The following is a 21,379-nucleotide window of genomic DNA, read 5'->3' as shown; positions in this document are numbered from 1 at the left end:
GAAGTTAGCTTACGAAGTAAGTCAAAAAGCGAAAATGAGATACCTGCTTTCGCAAGCACTAAAGATGGAAAAAATAATAGACGAAAAAAAACAAGGACAATCACTTAAAGTAAATGCTAAAGAAGGCAATTCACGTAAACTTTATATAGAAAGTTATGGTTGCCAAATGAATTTTAGTGATAGCGAAATCGTTGCATCCATACTTGCTAAAGAAGGGTATAACACTACTCAAAATCTAGAAGAAGCCGACTTAGTCTTGGTCAACACTTGCTCTATTAGAGACAAAGCTGAACAAACAGTACGCAAGCGATTAGAAAAATACAATGCTGTAAAAAGGCTCAATTCAAAAATGAAGGTGGGTGTTTTAGGCTGTATGGCTGAACGTTTAAAAGAAAAATTTCTGGACGAAGAAAAAATCGTTGACATGGTCGTTGGACCCGATGCCTATAAAGATTTACCCAATTTAATTAAAGAGATCGAGAGCGGAAGAGATGCTGTTAATGTTGTGCTGTCTAAAGATGAAACCTATGGAGATATTTCACCTGTTAGGCTTGCAACAAACGGGATAAATGCCCTAGTTAGTATTACCAGAGGTTGTGACAACATGTGTACTTTTTGCGTAGTACCGTTTACTCGAGGAAGAGAGCGCAGTCGTGATCCACAAAGTATTTTAGAAGAAGTAAATGATTTGGCTTCAAAAGGATATAAAGAAATTATGCTTTTAGGTCAGAATGTAGATAGTTATTTATGGTATGGTGGCGGATTGAAAAAGGATTTCAAAAATGCTTCTGAAATTGAAAAAGCAACGGCAACTAGCTTTTCAAATTTATTGGCACTTGTTGCAGAAGAACAACCAAAAATGAGGATTCGTTTTTCAACTTCAAATCCTCAAGACATGACTGAAGATGTATTACATACCGTTGCAAAATACCCTAACATTTGCAACTATATTCATCTTCCTTTTCAAAGCGGAAATACACGCATCTTAAAAGAAATGAACCGTCAACATACGCGTGAAGAATACATGGCGTTAATAGATAAAATAAATGAAATAATTCCTAATTGTGGAATTTCGCAAGATATTATTACTGGATTTCCTACGGAAACTGAAGAAGAGCATCAAGAAACTATAAGTTTACTCGAATATGTTAAGTTCCATTTTGGCTTTATGTTTAAATATTCTGAAAGACCTGGAACCATGGCAGCTCGGAAGCTAGAGGATGATATTCCTGAAGAAGTAAAAAAACGCAGACTTACTGAAATTGTGGATGCACAAAGAACACATAGCGCCTATAGAACCAATCAATTTATCGGTCAAACTGTGGAGGTTCTTATTGAACGGGAATCTAAAAAAAGCGATCAACATTGGAGTGGTAGAAATGAACAAAGTTTAGTTGTTGTTTTTCCGAAAGAAAATTACAAATCAGGAGATTTTGTAATGGTAAAAATCAATGATTGTACTAGTGCAACATTAAAAGGAATACCTGTAGGATTAAGTGATAATAATTAATTGTTATCCTGCTCTCGCCTGTAATGTGCTCAGTCGAAGTAATTCAGGGTTTTATAAATATAATTAAAAAGATCTCTGCCTTTGCAGGGAATAAATATGGAATCAGTACAAGCAACAAAACAACGTTTTGGCATAATTGGAAATGATCCAAAACTTAATAGAGTCATTGAAAAAGCAATTCAAGTGGCTCCAACAGACATCTCTGTTTTAGTAACTGGAGAAAGCGGTGTTGGTAAAGAAAGTATCCCAAAAATCATACATTCTTTATCCCATAGAAAACACGGAAAGTACATAGCAGTCAACTGTGGTGCGATTCCAGAAGGAACGATTGATAGTGAGCTTTTTGGTCATGAAAAAGGAGCTTTTACAGGCGCCACTTCAACCCGAAATGGTTATTTTGAAGTAGCTGATGGAGGTACTATATTTTTAGACGAAGTTGGTGAATTACCTTTACCAACTCAAGTGCGTTTATTACGTGTTTTAGAAAACGGTGAGTTTTTAAAAGTAGGATCTTCCAAAACTCAAAAAACAGACGTTCGAATCGTCGCAGCGACTAATGTTTCAATGGTTAAAGCTATTAAAGAAGGAAAATTTAGAGAAGATTTATATTATCGACTAAGCACTATTGAAATTAACCTTCCTCCACTTCGTGAACGCTCAGAAGACATCCATTTAATTTTTAGAAAATTTGCTTCAGATTTTGCTCAGAAATATAAAATGCCTACCATTCGATTAGATGAACAAGCTAAAGAATTATTGTTAAAATATCGATGGGGTGGTAATATTCGTCAGTTGAGAAATATCGCGGAACAAATTTCAGTCTTAGAAAAAAATAGAGACATAACCGCCGAAACACTACGAAGTTATTTACAAGACGTGGGAAGTAACCTCCCTGCCGTAATCAATACTGCAAAAAAAGAAAGTGATTTTAGTTCAGAGCGCGAATTGTTATATAAGGTGTTATTTGATATGCAACGTGATCTTAACGATGTAAAAAAGTTAACGCTAGAGTTAATGAAAACTGAGAACACTTCAAAAGTTAAAGAGGAACATTCTACTTTAATAAACAAAATGTATTCGGATACACAAAGTAGTGAAGAGACATTAGCAACTTTGGTTGAAGAACAAGAACCCGCCGACGATAGCAATATTGAAGTCTTAAATATTCCAGAAAAAGCATCAGAAGATAAATATCATTTTGTAGAAGATATAGAAGTAGAAGAAAGTTTATCGATTCATGATAAAGAATTAGAGTTGATAAAAAAATCGTTAGAAAAATATAACGGAAAAAGAAAAGATGCCGCTGATGAATTAGGGATTTCAGAAAGAACCCTATATCGGAAAATTAAACAATATAATTTGTAAATTACAAGCCTTTACAATCCTCCTTTTATGAAAATATTTTTAAAAATAACATGCTTAGCTTTTATAGTAATTTCTATTGCAGGATGTGGCGCTTATTCATTTACAGGAGCTAATGTTGACCCAAACACCAAAACATTTCAAGTAAATTATTTTCAAAATAATGCTAGAATTGTTGAGCCAGGTATTGACCGAAACTTTACTCTTTTGTTGCAAGATTTAATCTTAAATCAGACAAGCTTAGACCTAGTAACCAATAATGGTGATTTAGTGTACGAAGGTGAAATAACAGAGTACTATATAGCGCCAATTACAGCAACTTCTCAAAGTACTGCTGCTCAAAACAGACTTACCATAGGTGTTAATCTTCGATATTTTAACACTAAAAATGAAGAAAAAGATGTAGAAAAACGTTTTTCCTTTTATTTTGATTATCCAGGAAGCACTCAATTATCAGGAACTCAACTTGAAGATGCTATAAATACTGTATTTGAGCGTATTACACAAGATATTTTTAACGCAACTCTAGCTGATTGGTAGCACCTGTGAACACAAAAACTTTTACATATCTGCAAGCAAACCCCCAGCAAATTAGTTCGGAGCAACAGGAAGAATTAAATCAAATTCTCGAGAAATATCCTTTTTTTCAATCTGCTAGAGCTTTGCAATTAAAAGGATTTAAAAACAGCAACAATTTTTTATACAATGATGCTTTAAAAATTACTGCTGCTTATACTACAGACCGAAATATTTTATTTGATTATATAACTTCTGATCATTTCAATCAGAATGAAATATCTGAAATTATTCAACAACATGACGCCTCAGTTTCTGAAATTGAAGTGGTTTCAGAAAATATTACAGAAGAAATTAGTATTGAGATTGACAATCAAATTAAAAAAGAGCTTAAAAAAGCAGAAGCTATTTTAAACCCAGACTTATTTGAAAGAAAAGTTGAATCCATAAAAGAAATAGTTGAAGAAAATAAAGAAGATAAAAAACCTATTTCTGAAACAACTATTGAAATTAATCAGCCTTTAGTGTTTAAAAAAGAAGATGCTCATTCATTTTCAGAATGGCTAAAATTAACTTCAGCTACCCCTATAAAAAGAGAAGCTACTGTTGAAAAAAACACTTCGAATGATGAAAAAGTACAAAAACTTGATTTAATTGAAAAGTTTATTCAGGATAAACCTAAGTTATTTTCCACTCCTTTAAGTACCGAATTAAAAGAAAAGAAAGTAGAGAACAAGAATCTTGCAGCTCCCTATACGCAAGCAAATAACTCCTTAATGACTGAGACTTTAGCGAAGGTGTATTTGCAACAGAAAAACTATAAAAAAGCAATTCAAGCTTATAAAATATTAATTTTGAAAAATCCCGAAAAAAGTGGTTTCTTTGCAGACCAAATTCGAGCAATAAAAAAACTGACAAATACAGATAACTCATGAGTACGTTTACAATATTTTTAATTCTTATAATTTTCGTAGCCTTTTTATTGGTAATAGTAATAATGGTTCAAAACCCTAAAGGTGGTGGATTATCATCTTCTTTTGGTGGTGGTGGAACACAGCAATTAGGAGGAGTTCAAAAAACAACCGACTTTTTAGACAAGAGTACGTGGACATTAGCAGCTTTAATGCTAGCATTAATCTTACTTTCTAACATTTCAATTATGAAAAGTACAGGAACAGCAGATTCTAAAGCTTTTGATCCAAATGCAGTGCAAACTGTTTTACCAATTGACCCAGCTCCATCTGACAATAATACACCTGGCGACGGAGAGTAAAAAATAGAATATATAATTTTAAAAAAATGCCAGCTTGTCATAAAGCTGGCATTTTTTTTTAAAATATGTCAGAAAATTTGCAATGGCATAATTTCTGACTACTACCAGTAACAATAATAATTTAACTAAAAAAATATATTGAAAATGGCATTAAAAATTCAACCACTTTCAGACAGAGTTTTAGTAGCTCCTCAGGAAGCAGAAACTAAAACCTCTTCAGGAATTTATATTCCAGATTCAGCTAAAGAAAAACCTCAACAAGGTAACGTTGTAGCTGTTGGAAAAGGCAATAAAGATCACCAAATGACTGTAAAAGTGGGTGACATTGTATTATATGGAAAATATTCTGGAAGCGAATTAAAATACGAAGGAATCGATTATTTAATCATGCGTGAGGAAGATATCCTAGCAATTATCTAATAATAACAAACTAAAGTTTAACCTAAAAAGACTTCCAATTACTTGGAAGTTTAAAAATCAAAGATTTTTAAAATGGCAAAAGATATAAAATTTGATGTTGAAGCACGCAATAGTATTAAGCGTGGTGTAGATGCATTAGCAAACGCAGTAAAAGTAACTTTAGGCCCTAAAGGACGTAATGTTATTATTGGCAAATCCTTTGGTGGACCACAAGTAACTAAGGATGGTGTTACTGTTGCTAAAGAAATTGAATTAGAAGATCCCCTTGAAAATATGGGAGCTCAAATGGTAAAAGAAGTAGCCTCAAAAACAAACGATTTAGCTGGAGACGGAACTACAACTGCTACTGTATTAGCACAAGCTATCGTAAAAGAAGGCCTTAAAAATGTAGCTGCGGGTGCAAATCCAATGGATTTAAAACGCGGTATTGATAAAGCGGTAGAGGCAATTGTTAAAGATTTAGACAAACAGTCTACTAAAGTTGGTAACTCTTCAGAAAAAATAAAACAAATTGCTTCCATTTCTGCCAATAATGATAATGTTATTGGAGATTTAATTGCAACTGCTTTTGGTAAAGTTGGTAAAGAAGGAGTAATTACTGTTGAAGAAGCAAAAGGGACAGATACTTATGTAGATGTTGTTGAAGGTATGCAATTTGACCGTGGATATTTATCTCCATACTTTGTTACGGATAGCGAAAAAATGTTGACAGAACTTGAGAATCCTATGATTCTTTTATACGACAAGAAAGTATCTTCTATGAAAGATTTACTTCCTGTTTTAGAACCAGTTGCTCAACAAGGAAAATCATTATTGATTATTGCTGAAGATGTTGATGGAGAAGCTTTAGCCACTTTAGTGGTAAATAAATTACGTGGTTCTTTAAAAATTGCTGCTGTAAAAGCACCAGGATTTGGAGACAGACGTAAAGCAATGTTAGAAGATATTGCTGTGTTAACTGGAGGTACTGTTATTTCTGAAGAACGTGGTTTCACACTTGAAAATACAACCTTAGAAATGTTAGGTACTGCTGAAAATGTTACTATTGATAAAGACAATACTACCGTTATTAATGGTGCAGGTAACAAATCAGACATCAAAGCTAGAGTGAATCAAATAAAATCTCAAATTGAATCTACAACAAGCGATTACGACAAAGAAAAGCTTCAAGAACGTCTAGCTAAATTAGCTGGTGGTGTTGCTGTACTTTATGTTGGTGCTGCTTCTGAAGTTGAAATGAAAGAAAAGAAAGACCGTGTTGATGATGCTTTAAATGCAACTAGAGCTGCTGTTGAAGAAGGAATTGTTGCAGGTGGTGGTGTTGCTTTAGTTCGTTCAATTAATGTTTTAGGTAAGCTTATTACTGAAAACTTAGATGAAGTAACTGGTATTAATATTGTAGCTCGTGCTATCGAAGCTCCATTACGCACTATCGTAGAAAATGCAGGTGGTGAAGGATCTGTAGTGATCAATAAAGTATTAGAAGGTAGTAAGAACTTTGGTTATGATGCCAAAACTGATACCTACGTAGATATGATTAAAGCGGGTATTATTGACCCTAAAAAAGTGACTCGTGTCGCTTTAGAAAATGCTGCTTCTGTAGCAGGAATGATCTTAACAACAGAGTGTGCTTTAGTAGATATTAAAGAAAACAATCCTCCAATGATGCCTCCAATGGGCGGTGGTGGAATGCCAGGAATGATGTAATCATCATCATTATTATACAAAATAAAAAAGACCTCTAAAATTAGAGGTCTTTTTTTATAATATTATTTCTAACACTTACTCTTTTTTCTTAAACATCTGATACAAAGACAAAGCCACCAAGGTTATCACCAAGGGCCATAAAACGAAAGAATCTGTTCTAATAATCACTTTACCCTCAGCTTGAGCAGCTTCCCATATACCGATATAATATTCCCATACAAACATAAATACAATCACGACGATGGTGATTCCGTAGAGTAAAAATTTCTTAATGTTGTTCATTGTTTTAACTTATAAGCATAAAGATAGCCATTAAAATCATAATTGCATTTTCAATAAAAGTAGCCTCGGTCATAGGCAATTTCAACGCTGTTCCTAGGCAAGCACAACTAATCTGCTTTTTGTCTAAAAGTGTTTTTGTTACCCCAATCGTGGTAATAGAAAGAACAAATAAAGTGATCCAAACGGCGATATCGACTTTAAAGCGCAGTAAGAACATTAAACCCAAGACACTTTCAATAAAAGGATATATCCAACCATAAACAGGAAACACTTTTGCAAGTGGGTCGTACATTTCAAAGGAGTTTTTAAACCCTTTTAGATCTAAAAATTTAAAAAAACTAAACACCGTAAGGAACAAGCCCATAAAGTCCAGCATGCATTCTTTTAAATCCCAATTTTCATAATGTAACAACAGCGAAGTTATGGTAATATAGGTCAGAATTAAAAGCAAGGGTTTCAACTGACTTATTTTCGATTTCTCTTCGGAAGAATCATTAGAAAGTTCCACTTCTTGTATCTTTTCTGAAATCTTATATTTTTGGGGAAGTTCTTTCTGAAGGGCTTCAACAGAAAGAAGCTCATCTGTTTCCAAATGAGCTTCTTCTTTTTCTAAATCTACAGAAACATGATGAACGCCATCAACTTCAGCAAGAATAGCTTCAACCTTGGCCTTGCAACTCGTACAAGTCATTCCTTCTACTCTTAGGTTTTGGACCATAATTCAGCTAATTTCCATGATCATCTACCACTTTATCATCTCTATAACGACAACAAGGATGTACGGTTCCATAAGCTTCCTCTGTGGCTTTAATTTCCTTCGTATCATGACCAACGGCAACAATGCTTTTTTGTATCGTTGCTAGATCTGTTTTTCGTTCATCATAAATTAAACTTAATTCATGCGTTTCGACATTCCAAACAGCAGACTTTACGCCTTTTGTCATTATTGATGCTTTTTCTATACGTTCTTTACACATCATGCAAACTCCATCTACTTCTATAGATGCCTTTGCATTTTTATTTTGGGCATAGGTTGATAAACCTAAAACCATTACTACAATAACTACTATTATTTTTTTCATTTTAATTTAATTTATATCTTAATCCAGCATAATAACTAGCTCCAAAAATGGGGCCATATACAAAGGTAGTATCAAAATTTGAACCAAAAGGATCATCACTACTTACTATTGGATTCGATTGTTTTACATCTGTTATGTTCTCTCCTCCCAAATATACTTCAAATGAATGAGAAAACACTTTGGTTATTTGTACATTTAAGGTGCTTATTGTTGGTGTTCTTTCTGATAATTGATATTCCGCAGGATTACCTTCTGTTGAAGAAAAACGTTGCTCTCCTAGCCAATTAAAAGTAGAATCAAATTTCCAATGTGCTCCGTTTTCTTTTCGATTTGTTTCATAGGAAGCATTCGCAAAAATTCGATGTTTTGGTGTTAAAGGTTTATCTAATTTTTCTGAGCTATACTGAGTCATTACATCGTAATATTTATAGGCAGTTCTTATATCTAAGCCTTTCATTAGGTTCATATTAAATTCAGCTTGAAAGCTATTTGCATAACTTTCCCCTTTTAAATTATAAAAATTGACCTCTCTTGGATTTTCCCAATCTACTACAATTTGATTTTCAAAATCTGTTCTGTAATAATCGAACGTAATGTCTGCTTTTTTCTCAAATATTTTAAACTTCTGTGAAATAGAAACACCATAATTCCAAGCAATTTCTGGATCTAAACCGTAAATTTTCCCATTGGTATCCAAAATATTAATTGTTCTAGAAGTTGCAAACATCTTTTGATTTTCTGTAAAGATATTAGCACTTCGCTTTCCTCTACCTATAGAAGCTCTAATCGCGGAATTTTCCCAAGGGGTATAACGTGCATGAAGTCTTGGTGTTAAAAAGGTGCCTAATAAATTATGGGTGTCAATACGAATCCCAGCCGTAACATTTAAATCGCCTAAATTATCGTATGAATATTCGAAAAAAGCTCCAAACGAATTTTCTTTACGTTGAAAATCTGATGTGTTTACTAGCTCTTCATAATCATCATAAGTAGCACTTAATCCAGTTTTAAATTTATTCCTTGAATCTCCAATGATTGAATTAAAAATAGCATTCGCATAAAAGCTATTATGAACAATGTCGTATTGATTTAATCCAAAATATGAATTCTGTTCATGGGTACTAAATGCTGTTTGAACTCCAACACTTTGATACGGAATCTCAGGGTTTACATATCCAAATTTTGCAGAAACATCGAATCTTTGGGTGTCAATTTCACTACCCCAAAAATTTGTGGTCAACTTATCTGTTTTAGGGTTAAAATTAGATTGCCCTGTTTGTTTTTCATCATTTAAAAACCTAAAATTTATAAAGCTTACAAAACCTTTTTCATTGTCTATATATTGCCAACGATTCATGACATTTATTTGCTTTTGCAAGGGCATATCAAGAAATGAATCATCATTCTTGTCAAATTTAGTGTCTCGTAAATTTCCATGCACATAAATTCCAGTATTCCATTTATTTGAAACTTTAGTGTTAAAATGAGTGTTCAATTCTAAACGCCCATTTGCGTTTCCATAGGCATTTACAAATAGTTTATCATCTCTTGTGGGTTTTTGAAGCTCTGCATTAATCTGACCCGCAATACTTTCAAAACCATTTACTACACTCCCCGCTCCTTTCGTAATTTGGATACTTTCTACCCAAGTACCGGGAATAAAACTTAATCCATACGCTTGCGAAGCACCTCGAATTGAAGGTATATTTTCAGTAGTAATTAATATATAAGGACTAGTTAAACCTAGCATTTTTATTTGTCGGGTTCCAGATATTGCATCTGCAAAATTCACATCGATTGATGGATTCGTTTCAAAACTTTCAGATAGATTACAACAAGCTGCCTTTAATAATTCGGCACTGCTTACATTTATTACATTTCGAGCCTCCAAAAAAGATCTTGATGAGGCCTTTTTTCTTGTTGAAATAATGACTTCATCTAAACTTCCTTTAGGACCTAAGGTGTGTTGAATTCTTTTAGGTTCAGAAACAGTTATGGTATCGGTTTCAAAACCAACATAACTAATGACCAATTTTTTGTATTCATTTTTATAGGGAATGGAAAATTTTCCATTTTCATCAGTGATGGTTCCTATTGAAGTATTTAACCAAAACACATTAGCTCCATCTAGGCCTTGGTATTCATTTTTTTCATTTCCTTCTAATATAACTCCTTCAATTTGTTCTTGAGAAGCTACTATACATGGGATAAATAATAGTATATATAATATGTATTTCATTTTGTTTTTTCTTATTAATTGTTTGAAAATAGAATGCAATTATTGCACTCTAAAATGTTCAAATAAAAAGAAAAAATCAAATAGTGAAGACCTGATAAAGTACTGTAATGTCTTTATCGGGTATCGGTGGATGGTAATCCGTAAAGTTAGTTTGTACTTGAGAATTTAGGGGCACTTGTTGCAACACAAAAACTGCAACAAAACTTGCAATAAAAGATACTTCTAACTGAACATCAAAAGAAGCTTTTGCAAAATGATCATCTGTATTTACTTGTTCATATTTGTTTTTACAACATTTATGATCTTCTTGTTTTTCATCGCCACAAGAATTGGCTTCCATTACCATTCCACAAGAAAGATATTTCTCGCCAAAGGTTATTTCAGAAATAACTTCATTTTCTCCACAAAAATGCTTCGCATACGTAATACCGGTACTACTTAGGAGCATTAAGATTGAAAGTGCTATGGAAATAATTCTTTGCATTAGGTCAAAATTACGAAATATGCTCTAATTATTGTAGAAACTATCCGTTTTTAACTTAAGTTTTACGTATTTGAAACTCGACATAATCATTATTAAAAGATACTGAAACAATACCCAATCTAGTTTAGGACAGGACTCTGAATGACAAGAGTAGTATCATTCAGAGGGAAGAATTACTGAAGAATCTCTAAGATTGCCACGTCGTTCCTTCTCGCAATGACATATTAAATTAAGAAGAACTTGTCATTCTCAGCTTGACTGGGAATCTAAAATAATCACACAATAGATCCTGAATCGAGCCTGTCTGTTGGTAGACAGGTTCAGGATGACAAAAGAAATACCTATTCTTTCACCACCTTTTTAGTAAGTACACCTTGCTCAGGTTCTAGTTGTACAAACAATAATTAATTATTTTCAAACTTGTTGTCGATATTCATGAATATCGTGTTTTAACATTGAGGTTTTTGAACAAAGAAATACTAACTAAAATTCTCAATTTAGAAAAAAATAATTATGTCTCTTTTTATTGTTTCTTCTGAAAATAAAAAGCAGGCAACAACAACAATAAAAATAAAGGCTGAATTAAAAACCTTCTCACATAAAACAGAGATAAATAACTTTCAGAATCAGCATAGAACAACAAATAGGTAAATACCAGAAGAAGCAGTAAAAACAAAAAAGAATACAGTACAGTCGATATTTTTACTATTTCTTTTTCAGAAAAAACAAACCATAGAATCGCCAGTGATAAAACAGTATTCATAATAAAACGCAAGGCAATATTTCCTATTAAAAGTAAGCCATCAAATTTGGGTAATGATTGTGAGGTATGGTCTGTTTTAAAAAATATTATTAAAGGATCATAGAATAAACTGTTTTCAAACCAACGTATCAACATTAACAAAATAATGCAAAAAAGAACCCCTACTATTTTATTGAATTTACTCATTCTTCAATAGTTGATTTAGTAATGTTACGTACCCAATACACCCATAACAAGAATACCATTCCATAAATAATTGATGGAAATACGATTCCATGAAGAAATTCTTGGTATTGAGGATATTTATATAATGCAATCGCTAAGATGGCAATTCGTATCAGGTTAACACCATAAATCAAAACACAGCCGGCAAGTAGATAAAAAAAGGTTTTTTTAAATTTTTTAGCAAATGCAATAATGAATGAAATGAATAATATAATCACACTAATTCCATTACAACCTTCAATAATTTCTGCTAAGTATTGATTATTAATAACTAGCTGCATTGATGTTTTCGAACTATGCGGAACTACTTCTGCAAGGTAACCAAAGCTCGAAATAATTGCTTTACTTTGATTAGCCACTAAGTTTGTTATGAAATCTGGCTGGTAATTTCCTCCTTTTGATGCACTAAGGTATAATGAATACAAAAACAACAACAGCAAGTAAGTCCCTAAAAACAAAAGAACAAAACGAACGACCGATTTATATTTTATAAAAAGTGATTTCAAAAATGATTTATTTAACACAAAAATATAGAATTTGAATTTGGAATGTCAGTTCTATAAAATACTTTTACAAAAAAAATAAAAAGAATGAGCTTTGAAAACCTAAAACCTGAAGTTCTAAAAATTGTTCGAAATTCTGAAATTTCAGAAAAACAAAGACTTACAGAGGTATGTAATTTATTACAAACTACGATAGCCTATTATGACTGGGTTGGATTTTATTTTGCAAATTACGAAGGGAAAACATTGCATTTAGAAACTTTTGCAGGTTTACCTACAAACCATGCCGTCATTCCATTTGGAAAGGGAATTTGCGGACAAGTTGCAGAATCTAATGCTAATTTTGTTGTTCCAGATGTGGAAGCTCAGGATAATTATATCGCATGTAGTATCTCCGTAAAAGCTGAAATTGTAATTCCTTTATTTAAGAACGGAAAAAATATAGGTCAAATAGATGTCGATTCTAACACCATTGATCCATTTACAAAAGAAGATGAAGTTTTTTTAGTTTGGTTAAATGAGGAAGTTACTAAAATTTTATAATTACATTCCTGTACGTATTGCCTCAACTGGATCTAATTTTGAAGCTGAAATAGCAGGTAATATCCCTGAAATCAAACCAATGATTGCAGAAATTAACGTCCCAATTAGCATATTTTTTAACGATAGAACAAATTCAAAATCTCCTGCCAAACTTGAGGCAATTAGTGAAGCAAAAAACACTAATACTAAGCCAATTAAGCCACCGATTATAGAAAGAATCACTGCTTCAAATAAAAACTGAAACATGATGAATCTATTTTTTGCTCCTAAAGATTTTTGAATTCCAATTAAATTGGTTCGTTCTTTAACACTTACAAACATAATATTTGCAATTCCGAAGCCACCAACTAATAATGAAAAACCACTAATTAACCAGCCTATTACATTCATAGTTCCGGTAATATTATCAATAGCATCTGTAAAACCTTGCAATTGATTTACAAAGAATGTATCAACCTCACCTGTCTTTAAACCTCTAGACATGCGTATTTTTTGTTTTAGCATTGCAATAAACTCAGCATTATCGACGTCTTTTTCAGGTTTTATAATTATTTGAGGAAAGGTAGATTTATTATTATCACCATATATTTTACGCGCTACATTAACAGGTAAAAGAATAACAGTATCCTTTGAGTCACCAAACAAACCAGAACCTTCCTTTTTCAGGACTCCAATTACGGTAAACTTCCTTCCGTATAATCTTACTTTTCTACCTATTGGATCTATTTCACCGAAAAGGTTTTCTGCTATTTCATCACCTAAAATTACAACTGGGGATCCACTATTTGATTCAGATTCATTAAAGAAACGTCCATTAGCAATTTGAAGGGATTCAATGTCATAGTATTCATGAGTACTTGCTCCTATTTCAACACTAGACAGCGTATTTTCTTCATACTTTATAGTAGAAGGCGGAACATTTAAAACAAAAGAAACTGCCTCTATATCTGGCATATTCTTTTTTAAATATTGATATTCTTCATAATCTACATCTGGAAATTGCAACCATTTCCATCGGGGAATATCAGTGGGCCCAAATGGAAAACGCATTAAAATAATTGTACTATTATCTAATGAACTTATACTTCCTTCTATTTCTTTTTTAAGGGAATCTACAGCAGCTAACACAGCAATAATGGAGAAAATTCCAATGGTCACACCAAGCAAAGACAAAAAAGTACGTAACTTGTTGTTTTTAAGCGCATTGATAGCGAAATTAAAACTCTCTTTTAAAACTCGAAGGTAGATTAGCATTCTATAATTTTACCAAAATTAATTTTGAATAAATATAAGACGTTTTCTACTTATATATGTTACAAAATTTGCATACAATTATGTATTTTTGCTGCTTAATTAAATCTCCATGAACAATCAAAAAAAGATATCCTCTGCTTTAATTTCAGTTTTTCACAAAGATGGTTTAGCACCTATTGTAAAAAAATTAAATGAAATTGGCGTAACAATCTATTCTACAGGCGGCACTCAAAAATTCATAAATGATTTAGGTATAAACGTTGTTCCTGTTGAAGAAGTAACCGATTATCCTTCAATATTGGGAGGTCGAGTAAAAACACTTCACCCAAAAGTTTTTGGAGGGATTTTAAATCGCCAAGAAAATGAAGGTGATGTTAAAGAAATGAAAGAATATAACATTCCACAATTAGATGTTGTTATTGTGGATTTATATCCTTTCGAAAAAACGGTAGCTTCTGGAGCAAGTGAGCAAGATATTATTGAAAAGATTGACATTGGAGGGATTTCATTAATTAGAGCTGCTGCCAAAAATTTTAAAGACACTATTTGTGTTTCTTCAATGGAAGATTACCAAGAGTTTTTGGATATTATTTCTGAAGATAATGGATCTGTTTCTTTAGCAAGTAGAAAACAATTTGCTGCAAAAGCTTTTAACGTTTCATCAAATTATGATACAGCAATTTTCAATTATTTTAATAGTGAACATGAAATACCTGCTTTAAAAATAAGTGAAACGAAGGGGAAAATTTTACGTTACGGAGAAAACCCACATCAAAAAGGGTTTTTCTTTGGAAATTTTGATGCTATGTTCGATACCTTACATGGAAAAGGACTTAGCTATAATAACTTATTAGATGTAGATGCTGCTGTTAATTTAATGTCTGAATTCACAGGAGAGGCTCCTACTTTTGCTATTTTAAAGCACAATAACGCCTGTGGAATTGCTCAAAGAGAAACAGTTAAACAAGCTTACTTAGATGCTTTAGCGGGTGATCCAGTTTCTGCTTTTGGAGGAATATTAATTTGTAATTCTGAAATTGATGCTGAAACAGCCGAGGAAATTCATCAGTTATTTTGTGAAGTAGTGATTGCTCCAAGTTATTCTGAAAAAGGCTTAGAAATATTAAAAGGAAAAAAACACAGAAGAATACTTATTCAAAAACAAACAGAGCTTCCTAAAACAACGGTTAGAACTTGTTTAAATGGAGCTTTGGTTCAAGATAAAGATTCGATAACAGATACCATCGAAAATTTAACATACCCTACTAACAATAAACCCACGGATAGTGAGTTAGATAATTTAATGTTTGCCTCTAAAATTTGCAAGCATACAAAGTCAAATACTATTGTTTTAGTAAAAGACAAACAATTGTGTGCTAGCGGAACAGGACAAACATCGAGGGTAGATGCTTTAAGACAGTCAATAGAAAAAGCAAATTCATTCAATTTTAATCTTAAGGGAGCAGTACTGGCAAGTGATGCTTTTTTCCCTTTTCCAGATTGTGTTGAGATTGCTAATAATGCTGGAATTACTGCAGTTATTCAACCAGGAGGGTCAATAAAAGACGAATTAAGCATTAACTATTGCAATGAAAACAGTATGGCAATGGTATTTAGTGGAATACGTCATTTTAAACACTAATTTTATTACATTTGTAGAAAGCATTCGCTTCACACGTTTAATTTCAATACCGCACAATTAAAATATGGGATTTTTTGACTTCTTAACTGAAGAAATAGCAATTGATTTAGGGACAGCCAATACCCTAATTATTCATAATGACAAAGTAGTCGTAGATGCTCCATCCATTGTAGCTAGAGATCGAACTACAGGTAAGATTATTGCTGTAGGTAGAGAAGCCAATATGATGCAGGGTAAAACGCATGAAAACATTAAGACTATTCGTCCTTTAAAAGACGGTGTAATTGCTGATTTTGATGCTAGTGAGCAAATGATTAGTATGTTCATAAAAGACATACCTGCATTAAAAAAGAAATGGCTTACTCCTTCCTTACGAATGGTTATTTGTATTCCCAGTGGAATTACTGAAGTAGAAATGCGTGCAGTAAAAGAAAGTGCAGAACGGGTAAATGGCAAAGAAGTTTATCTAATTCATGAACCTATGGCCGCTGCTATTGGTATAGGTATTGACATAATGCAACCTAAAGGAAACATGGTGGTTGATATTGGAGGTGGTACTACTGAAATTGCAGTTATAGCTTTAGGTGGTATCGTATGTGATCGTTCTGTAAAAGTAGCAGGAGATGTATTTACAAATGATATTATCTATTATATGCGTACCCAACATAACTTATATATTGGTGAACGTACTGCTGAAAATATAAAAATTAAAATTGGAGCTGCAACAGAGGATTTAGAGATTCCACCAGAAGATCTTCCGGTTCAAGGAAGAGATTTGTTAACAGGAAAGCCTAAACAAGTACTTGCTTCCTATAGAGAAATTGCAAAAGCATTAGATAAGTCCATATTAAGAATTGAAGATTCTGTTATGGAAACTTTATCGCAAACACCTCCAGAACTTGCGGCAGATATTTATAATACTGGAATTTATTTAGCAGGTGGCGGATCTATGTTAAGAGGCTTAGACAAACGTTTATCTCAAAAAACAGATTTACCTGTTTATATAGCTGAAGATCCTTTAAGAGCTGTGGTAAGAGGTACAGGTATTTGCCTTAAAAACTTAAGTAAATATAAGAGCATATTGATTAAATAAGGAGTAGCACATTATGCAACAGATACTATTTTTCTTTATACGGAATAAAAACTTCCTGTTGTTTTGTGTTTTATTTCTAGCCTCCATTGGTCTTACTATTCAATCACATACCTACCATAAAAACAAATTTGTCACTTCTGCTAATTTTTTAAGTGGCGGATTGTATTCCTATAAAAGTGACATTACAAGTTATTTTAATTTAAGATCAGAGAACAATGAACTTATTGAGGAAAACCTTCGAGTGAGAGAACAACTAGATTTCTATAAAAAAAATTATTATGTTTCAGATGAAGATAGTACTTCGATACTTTCAAAGTATTCTTATGTTTCTGCTAGGGTAATTAATAACTCGTTTTCAAAAACAAAAAATAAAATCACGCTTGATGAAGGTTCAAAAAATAATATTGAACTTGATATGGGAGTAATTACCTCAAAAGGAATCGTTGGTATTATAAACAATACTAGTAAAAATTATGCTACTATTCAGTCTATATTAAATACTGATAGCCAAATAAATGCTAAACTAAAATCTTCAAATCATTTTGGAAGTTTAGTTTGGAATACTAAAAATCCAAATATTGTTCAGTTAATTGAAATACCAAGATTAGCGCCTATAGTGGTTGGAGACACCATTATTACTGGCGGAAAATCTACTATTTTTCCTGAAGGAATATTAATAGGGACTATTAAAGATGCTAAACTTTTAGAGGATGAAAGTTCCTATACTTTGAATATTCAATTGTTTAATGACATGACAAATCTAAATCATGTTTATATCATTAAAAATAAGGAACGAGAGGAAATAAAATTAGTAGAGGAGGGAGAAGAAGATGCAGAATAAGGAGATTTTTATAAATATATTACGGTTTATCATATTAATTTTATTACAAGTTTTTATTTTAAATAACATTAACTTTTTTGGGTTTATTAATCCCTATTTGTACCTTCTTTTTATTTTAATATTTCCTTTCAACGGAAACAAAACATTGCTTATCTTTTTAAGTTTTTTATTAGGCTTATCCATAGATGTCTTTGGGGATTCAGGAGGTATTCATGCTGCGGCTTCAGTGTTCATTGCTTTTATAAGACCTGCATTTTTAAAGTTTTCTTTTGGCGTTAGCTATGAATACGATACCATTAAATTAGGTGAATCTCATTTTATAAAGAGATTAATCTACATAACACTAATGGTAATTACACATCATCTTATATTATTTTCGCTTGAAATTTTTAATACAGATCACATACTTTTAATATTAAAATCGACGTTATTTTCAAGTATATTTAGCATTGTATTATTAATCACTACAATATCCTTATTTAGTAGAAAATCCTAATGCGAAAACTTCTTTTAATCTCGATTGTTTTAATTGTAGGGCTCATCTTTGCCTCTAGGCTTTTTTATCTTCAGATATATGACACTTCTTTTCAAAAACTCTCTGAAAATAATGCCGTAAAAACTGAGTTTATTTATCCCCAACGTGGATATGTTTTTGATCGCAACGGAAAATTATTAGTCGCAAATCAACCCTCATATGATGTGATGGTAATTCCTAGGAATGTTAAAAGTTTAGACAGCTTAGAATTATGTGATTTATTAAAAATTCCTAAAGAAGAATTTACTAAAATTCTAAAAAAATCTTGGGTGTATTCTCCACGCCTCCCTTCCATTGTAATCCCTCAGCTTACAAAAGGTGAATATGCATATATTTCTGAAAAGATGCATAAATATGAAGGGTTCTATATTCAGAAAAGATCTTTGCGTGATTATCAAGTAACCCATTCGGCTAATGTGTTAGGATACATTGCTGAAGTCAACGATCAAAACATTGCTGAAAACCCATATTATCAGATGGGGGATTTAACTGGAAAACAAGGAGTAGAAAAACAATACGAAGAGATATTAAGAGGAGTTAAAGGAGTAAAATACATTCAAAAAGATCGCTTTAATAGAGATATTGGCCCTTATAAAGAAGGTCTTTATGACACTTTACCAGAGCGAGGAAAAGACATTACATTAACCATCGATGAGACACTCCAAAAATATGGAGAAGCATTAATGAAGAATAAAAGAGGAGGAATTGTAGCCCTAGAACCTGCTACTGGTGAAATCCTCTCATTAATTACTGCTCCTTATTATGACCCTAGCTTACTTGTTGGGAGAGAACGATCAAAAAATTTCACAAAACTTTGGTACGATACTATTTCTAGACCTTTATTTGATAGAGGATTAAAAGGCGAATACCCTCCTGGCTCCCCTTTTAAAACATTAACTGCCTTAATTGGTATGCAAGAAGGTGTTGTCGATGCCGAAGAAAAAATTAGATGCTATGGCGGATATAAGTATGGAAGAAATAAACTTTTAGGTTGCCATCATCATAAAACACCATTAGCAATGGTGGCAGGGATTGCCAATTCTTGTAATGCTTATTTCTGTACTGTTTACAAACGAATTATTGAAAAATACCCGACACCTCAAGAAGGAATTGATAATTGGAAAAACCATTTATCAAGCTTTGGTTTAGGTAACTATTTAGGTTACGATTTACCTATTGGTAATCGTGGATTAATTCCTAACTCAGATTATTACAATAGAGCTTATAATTATCCAAAATACAAATGGTATGCCTCTGCAACCATCTCGAATGCAATTGGGCAAGGCGAAGTATTACTTACGCCTATTCAAATGGTTAACTTTACGGCAGCTATTGCAAATAGAGGATGGTATTATAAACCACATATTTTAAAAAATATCGTTGATGTAGATACTATTCCTAAAGTTTACACTGAAAAACATGTTACTACAATCGATAAAGAATATTTTGAGCCTGTAGTTGAAGGAATGTTCGATGTTTATAGTAACGGTACAGCATCACACATACAAATTCCAGGTATTGAGATTTGCGGAAAAACTGGTACTGCAGAAAATTACATTAAAATTGATGGTGAAAGATTTCAACTTACCGATCATTCTGTATTTGTCGCATTCGCTCCTAAAGACAACCCAAAAATAGCTATTGCCGTTTTTGTAGAAAATGGATATTGGGGATCTCGGTGGGCTGGTAGAATTGCTAGTTTAATGATTGAAAAATATATTAATGGAGAAATCACTAGAACAGATTTAGAAAGCTTTGTTCTTAATGGAAGTTTAGAAGAAGAATATGCAAAACCTTATAGCGGAATCCCTTTTACAATTAATCACTAATGGCAGTATCAAGAAGTAATATTCGATTTGATTGGCTTACCATCGGTATATTTATAGCGCTGGTAGCTATTGGATGGATAAACATATATTCTGCCTCTTTAGGAACAAATACTGCTGAGTTATTCGATTTTAGTCAAGCATATTCAAGGCAACTACTTTTTATCTGCCTTAGCGTCTTGCTTATTATATTTATTCTTGCCATCGATGCTAAATTTTACGAGCGATTTTCGAGTATTATTTATATTGTTGCTTTAGTTTCATTATTGCTTTTGTTTCCACTAGGAAATACAATCTCAGGAGCCACCTCATGGTATGCTTTTGGTGGTTTTAGTCTACAGCCTAGTGAGTTTGCAAAATCTGCAACCGCCTTAGCTTTAGCAAAATATGTGAGTGATTTACAGAGCAACATGGAAGAATTTAAACATCAGCTTAGGGCATTTCTAATAATTCTACTTCCAGCGATATTTATCATACCTCAACCAGACCCAGGAAGTGCATTGGTTTACATCGTTTTAATATTTCCTTTATACCGTGAAGGGTTGCATTTTGTTTATTTACTACTAGGCTTTTTTGTTGCAGCTTTATTTGTTGCCACCTTAGCCTTTGGGGTTATTTGGGTTGCAATTGGAGCTCTATTAATTACCCTATTCTTATATTTTAAAAATAAAAAGAAGAGGCGTCAAAAGCTTTTTAAATACAGCATTATAGCAATAGTCGCTATAGGATTTGCATTTTCAGTGAACTATATTTTTGAAAATGTCTTTGAACAACGACACCGTGATCGTTTTAATATTGTTTTAGGAAAAGAAGTAGATTCAAAAGGGATTGGTTATAACACCAATCAAAGTGAAATAGCCATTGGTAATGGAGGATGGTTAGGTAAAGGTTGGACTCAAGGTACTCAAACCAAAGGGAATTTCGTACCCGAACAACATACCGATTATATATTTAGTACCGTTGGTGAAGAATGGGGCTTTTTAGGAAGCATGATAGTGCTCATTTTATTTGTAGCATTAATTATTAGAATTATCATACTATCAGAAAGGCAAAAGTCTCAATTTAGAAGAGTGTATGGCTATTGCGTAGCCTCTATAATTTTTATTCATTTCTTTGTAAATATTGGAATGGTAATTGGCTTACTTCCAACAGTTGGAATCCCTTTGCCCTTTTTTAGTTATGGAGGATCTGGCCTTTGGGGCTTTACTATCTTATTATTTATTTTTATAAAATTAGATGGATCAAATTATATTAACTCTTAAGTGCATATAAAATAATC

General features: G+C 32.5%; 22 protein-coding genes. 14 read left to right on the top strand and 8 right to left on the bottom strand.

Translation table 11 applies throughout. The annotated features are described in order from the left end of the window. Window positions 1-64 precede the first annotated feature (64 nt). The 7 genes from miaB (at window position 65) to groL (ending at window position 6,788) form a co-directional block, all read left to right on the top strand. Complete coding sequence (miaB, locus tag ABXT64_RS07635) at window positions 65-1,510, top strand: tRNA (N6-isopentenyl adenosine(37)-C2)-methylthiotransferase MiaB (RefSeq protein ID WP_443634941.1); 1,446 nt, start codon at window positions 65-67, stop codon at window positions 1,508-1,510. Between the two features lie 96 nt (window positions 1,511-1,606). Further along, on the top strand, window positions 1,607-2,875 hold the full coding sequence (locus ABXT64_RS07630; RefSeq protein WP_443632337.1) for a sigma-54 interaction domain-containing protein: 1,269 nt from the start codon (window positions 1,607-1,609) through the stop codon (window positions 2,873-2,875). Between the two features lie 27 nt (window positions 2,876-2,902). Beyond that, window positions 2,903-3,412 carry an LPS assembly lipoprotein LptE gene (gene lptE / locus ABXT64_RS07625; RefSeq protein WP_443632336.1) on the top strand — a complete coding sequence of 170 codons (510 nt, stop codon included), beginning with the start codon at window positions 2,903-2,905 and terminating at the stop codon, window positions 3,410-3,412. Between the two features lie 5 nt (window positions 3,413-3,417). Further along, complete coding sequence (locus tag ABXT64_RS07620) at window positions 3,418-4,323, top strand: hypothetical protein (protein WP_443632335.1); 906 nt, start codon at window positions 3,418-3,420, stop codon at window positions 4,321-4,323. Next, complete coding sequence (gene secG, locus ABXT64_RS07615; RefSeq protein ID WP_443632334.1) at window positions 4,320-4,661, top strand: preprotein translocase subunit SecG; 342 nt, start codon at window positions 4,320-4,322, stop codon at window positions 4,659-4,661. Before ABXT64_RS07620 ends, secG begins: the two co-directional genes overlap by 4 nt. A gap of 144 nt (window positions 4,662-4,805) precedes the next feature. Continuing rightward, a complete protein-coding gene (locus ABXT64_RS07610; RefSeq protein WP_443632333.1) occupies window positions 4,806-5,081 on the top strand; it encodes a co-chaperone GroES in 276 nt (91 codons plus the stop codon). A gap of 72 nt (window positions 5,082-5,153) precedes the next feature. Further along, window positions 5,154-6,788, top strand: a complete 1,635-nt coding sequence (gene groL / locus ABXT64_RS07605; protein ID WP_443632332.1) for a chaperonin GroEL — start codon at window positions 5,154-5,156, stop codon at window positions 6,786-6,788. A gap of 75 nt (window positions 6,789-6,863) precedes the next feature. On the opposite strand, the gene ABXT64_RS07600 is transcribed toward groL, so the two are convergent. The 7 genes from ABXT64_RS07600 to xrtF all read right to left on the bottom strand — a co-directional run bounded on the left by ABXT64_RS07600 (window position 6,864) and on the right by xrtF (window position 12,369). Further along, window positions 6,864-7,070, bottom strand: a complete 207-nt coding sequence (locus ABXT64_RS07600; protein WP_443632331.1) for a hypothetical protein — start codon at window positions 7,068-7,070, stop codon at window positions 6,864-6,866. Between the two features lie 4 nt (window positions 7,071-7,074). Continuing rightward, complete coding sequence (locus ABXT64_RS07595) at window positions 7,075-7,788, bottom strand: heavy-metal-associated domain-containing protein (protein ID WP_443632330.1); 714 nt, start codon at window positions 7,786-7,788, stop codon at window positions 7,075-7,077. Window positions 7,789-7,795: 7 nt separating this feature from the next. Next, a complete protein-coding gene (locus ABXT64_RS07590) occupies window positions 7,796-8,152 on the bottom strand; it encodes a heavy-metal-associated domain-containing protein (RefSeq protein WP_443632329.1) in 357 nt (118 codons plus the stop codon). Window position 8,153: 1 nt separating this feature from the next. Then, entirely contained in the window at window positions 8,154-10,391 is a 2,238-nt protein-coding gene (locus ABXT64_RS07585; protein ID WP_443632328.1) for a TonB-dependent receptor, read from the bottom strand. Window positions 10,392-10,467: 76 nt separating this feature from the next. Further along, complete coding sequence (locus tag ABXT64_RS07580) at window positions 10,468-10,875, bottom strand: HYC_CC_PP family protein (RefSeq protein ID WP_443632327.1); 408 nt, start codon at window positions 10,873-10,875, stop codon at window positions 10,468-10,470. Between the two features lie 523 nt (window positions 10,876-11,398). Further along, a complete protein-coding gene (locus tag ABXT64_RS07575) occupies window positions 11,399-11,824 on the bottom strand; it encodes an exosortase F system-associated membrane protein (protein WP_443632326.1) in 426 nt (141 codons plus the stop codon). After that, complete coding sequence (gene xrtF, locus ABXT64_RS07570; RefSeq protein WP_443632325.1) at window positions 11,821-12,369, bottom strand: exosortase family protein XrtF; 549 nt, start codon at window positions 12,367-12,369, stop codon at window positions 11,821-11,823. The genes ABXT64_RS07575 and xrtF overlap by 4 nt, the downstream gene beginning before the upstream one ends. A gap of 84 nt (window positions 12,370-12,453) precedes the next feature. Between xrtF and ABXT64_RS07565 the strand changes: the two genes are divergently transcribed. After that, on the top strand, window positions 12,454-12,909 hold the full coding sequence (locus ABXT64_RS07565; protein ID WP_443632324.1) for a GAF domain-containing protein: 456 nt from the start codon (window positions 12,454-12,456) through the stop codon (window positions 12,907-12,909). Here the strand turns inward: ABXT64_RS07565 and ABXT64_RS07560 are convergent, their stop codons facing one another. Further along, entirely contained in the window at window positions 12,910-14,163 is a 1,254-nt protein-coding gene (locus ABXT64_RS07560; RefSeq protein WP_443632323.1) for an ABC transporter permease, read from the bottom strand. 109 nt (window positions 14,164-14,272) lie between these two features. On the opposite strand from ABXT64_RS07560, the gene purH reads away from it, so the two are divergent. The 6 genes from purH to rodA all read left to right on the top strand — a co-directional run bounded on the left by purH (window position 14,273) and on the right by rodA (window position 21,362). Continuing rightward, window positions 14,273-15,805: a bifunctional phosphoribosylaminoimidazolecarboxamide formyltransferase/IMP cyclohydrolase gene (purH, locus tag ABXT64_RS07555; protein WP_443632322.1), complete on the top strand. Its 1,533-nt coding sequence runs from the start codon at window positions 14,273-14,275 to the stop codon at window positions 15,803-15,805. Window positions 15,806-15,869: 64 nt separating this feature from the next. Next, window positions 15,870-16,898: a rod shape-determining protein gene (locus ABXT64_RS07550; protein ID WP_443632321.1), complete on the top strand. Its 1,029-nt coding sequence runs from the start codon at window positions 15,870-15,872 to the stop codon at window positions 16,896-16,898. Between the two features lie 13 nt (window positions 16,899-16,911). Continuing rightward, on the top strand, window positions 16,912-17,739 hold the full coding sequence (gene mreC, locus ABXT64_RS07545; protein WP_443632320.1) for a rod shape-determining protein MreC: 828 nt from the start codon (window positions 16,912-16,914) through the stop codon (window positions 17,737-17,739). A 145-nt stretch (window positions 17,740-17,884) separates the two neighbouring features. Beyond that, window positions 17,885-18,235, top strand: a complete 351-nt coding sequence (locus ABXT64_RS07540) for a hypothetical protein (RefSeq protein ID WP_443632319.1) — start codon at window positions 17,885-17,887, stop codon at window positions 18,233-18,235. Then, a complete protein-coding gene (gene mrdA / locus ABXT64_RS07535) occupies window positions 18,235-20,103 on the top strand; it encodes a penicillin-binding protein 2 (protein WP_443632318.1) in 1,869 nt (622 codons plus the stop codon). Before ABXT64_RS07540 ends, mrdA begins: the two co-directional genes overlap by 1 nt. Further along, window positions 20,103-21,362 (top strand): rod shape-determining protein RodA, encoded by a 1,260-nt coding sequence (rodA, locus tag ABXT64_RS07530; RefSeq protein WP_443632317.1) that lies wholly within the window; start codon window positions 20,103-20,105, stop codon window positions 21,360-21,362. The genes mrdA and rodA overlap by 1 nt, the downstream gene beginning before the upstream one ends. Window positions 21,363-21,379: the final 17 nt, after the last annotated feature.

This window comes from Candidatus Marifrigoribacter sp. Uisw_064, from assembly GCF_047730175.1.
Lineage (GTDB): Bacteria > Bacteroidota > Bacteroidia > Flavobacteriales > Flavobacteriaceae > Marifrigoribacter.
Note: the sequence above shows the minus strand (reverse complement) of the source record. Positions and strands in the feature narration are given on the sequence as shown.

Coding starts and splice junctions, on each gene's coding strand:
- groL (WP_443632332.1), top strand. CDS start 5,154: ATGGCAAAAGATATAAAATTTGATGTTGAAGCACGCAATAGTATTAAG.
- ABXT64_RS07575 (WP_443632326.1), bottom strand. CDS start 11,824: ATGAGTAAATTCAATAAAATAGTAGGGGTTCTTTTTTGCATTATTTTG.
- ABXT64_RS07630 (WP_443632337.1), top strand. CDS start 1,607: ATGGAATCAGTACAAGCAACAAAACAACGTTTTGGCATAATTGGAAAT.
- mreC (WP_443632320.1), top strand. CDS start 16,912: ATGCAACAGATACTATTTTTCTTTATACGGAATAAAAACTTCCTGTTG.
- ABXT64_RS07585 (WP_443632328.1), bottom strand. CDS start 10,391: ATGAAATACATATTATATATACTATTATTTATCCCATGTATAGTAGCT.
- ABXT64_RS07560 (WP_443632323.1), bottom strand. CDS start 14,163: ATGCTAATCTACCTTCGAGTTTTAAAAGAGAGTTTTAATTTCGCTATC.
- lptE (WP_443632336.1), top strand. CDS start 2,903: ATGAAAATATTTTTAAAAATAACATGCTTAGCTTTTATAGTAATTTCT.
- ABXT64_RS07600 (WP_443632331.1), bottom strand. CDS start 7,070: ATGAACAACATTAAGAAATTTTTACTCTACGGAATCACCATCGTCGTG.
- ABXT64_RS07595 (WP_443632330.1), bottom strand. CDS start 7,788: ATGGTCCAAAACCTAAGAGTAGAAGGAATGACTTGTACGAGTTGCAAG.
- purH (WP_443632322.1), top strand. CDS start 14,273: ATGAACAATCAAAAAAAGATATCCTCTGCTTTAATTTCAGTTTTTCAC.
- ABXT64_RS07580 (WP_443632327.1), bottom strand. CDS start 10,875: ATGCAAAGAATTATTTCCATAGCACTTTCAATCTTAATGCTCCTAAGT.
- mrdA (WP_443632318.1), top strand. CDS start 18,235: ATGCGAAAACTTCTTTTAATCTCGATTGTTTTAATTGTAGGGCTCATC.
- ABXT64_RS07565 (WP_443632324.1), top strand. CDS start 12,454: ATGAGCTTTGAAAACCTAAAACCTGAAGTTCTAAAAATTGTTCGAAAT.
- miaB (WP_443634941.1), top strand. CDS start 65: ATGGAAAAAATAATAGACGAAAAAAAACAAGGACAATCACTTAAAGTA.
- ABXT64_RS07590 (WP_443632329.1), bottom strand. CDS start 8,152: ATGAAAAAAATAATAGTAGTTATTGTAGTAATGGTTTTAGGTTTATCA.
- secG (WP_443632334.1), top strand. CDS start 4,320: ATGAGTACGTTTACAATATTTTTAATTCTTATAATTTTCGTAGCCTTT.
- ABXT64_RS07610 (WP_443632333.1), top strand. CDS start 4,806: ATGGCATTAAAAATTCAACCACTTTCAGACAGAGTTTTAGTAGCTCCT.
- ABXT64_RS07550 (WP_443632321.1), top strand. CDS start 15,870: ATGGGATTTTTTGACTTCTTAACTGAAGAAATAGCAATTGATTTAGGG.
- rodA (WP_443632317.1), top strand. CDS start 20,103: ATGGCAGTATCAAGAAGTAATATTCGATTTGATTGGCTTACCATCGGT.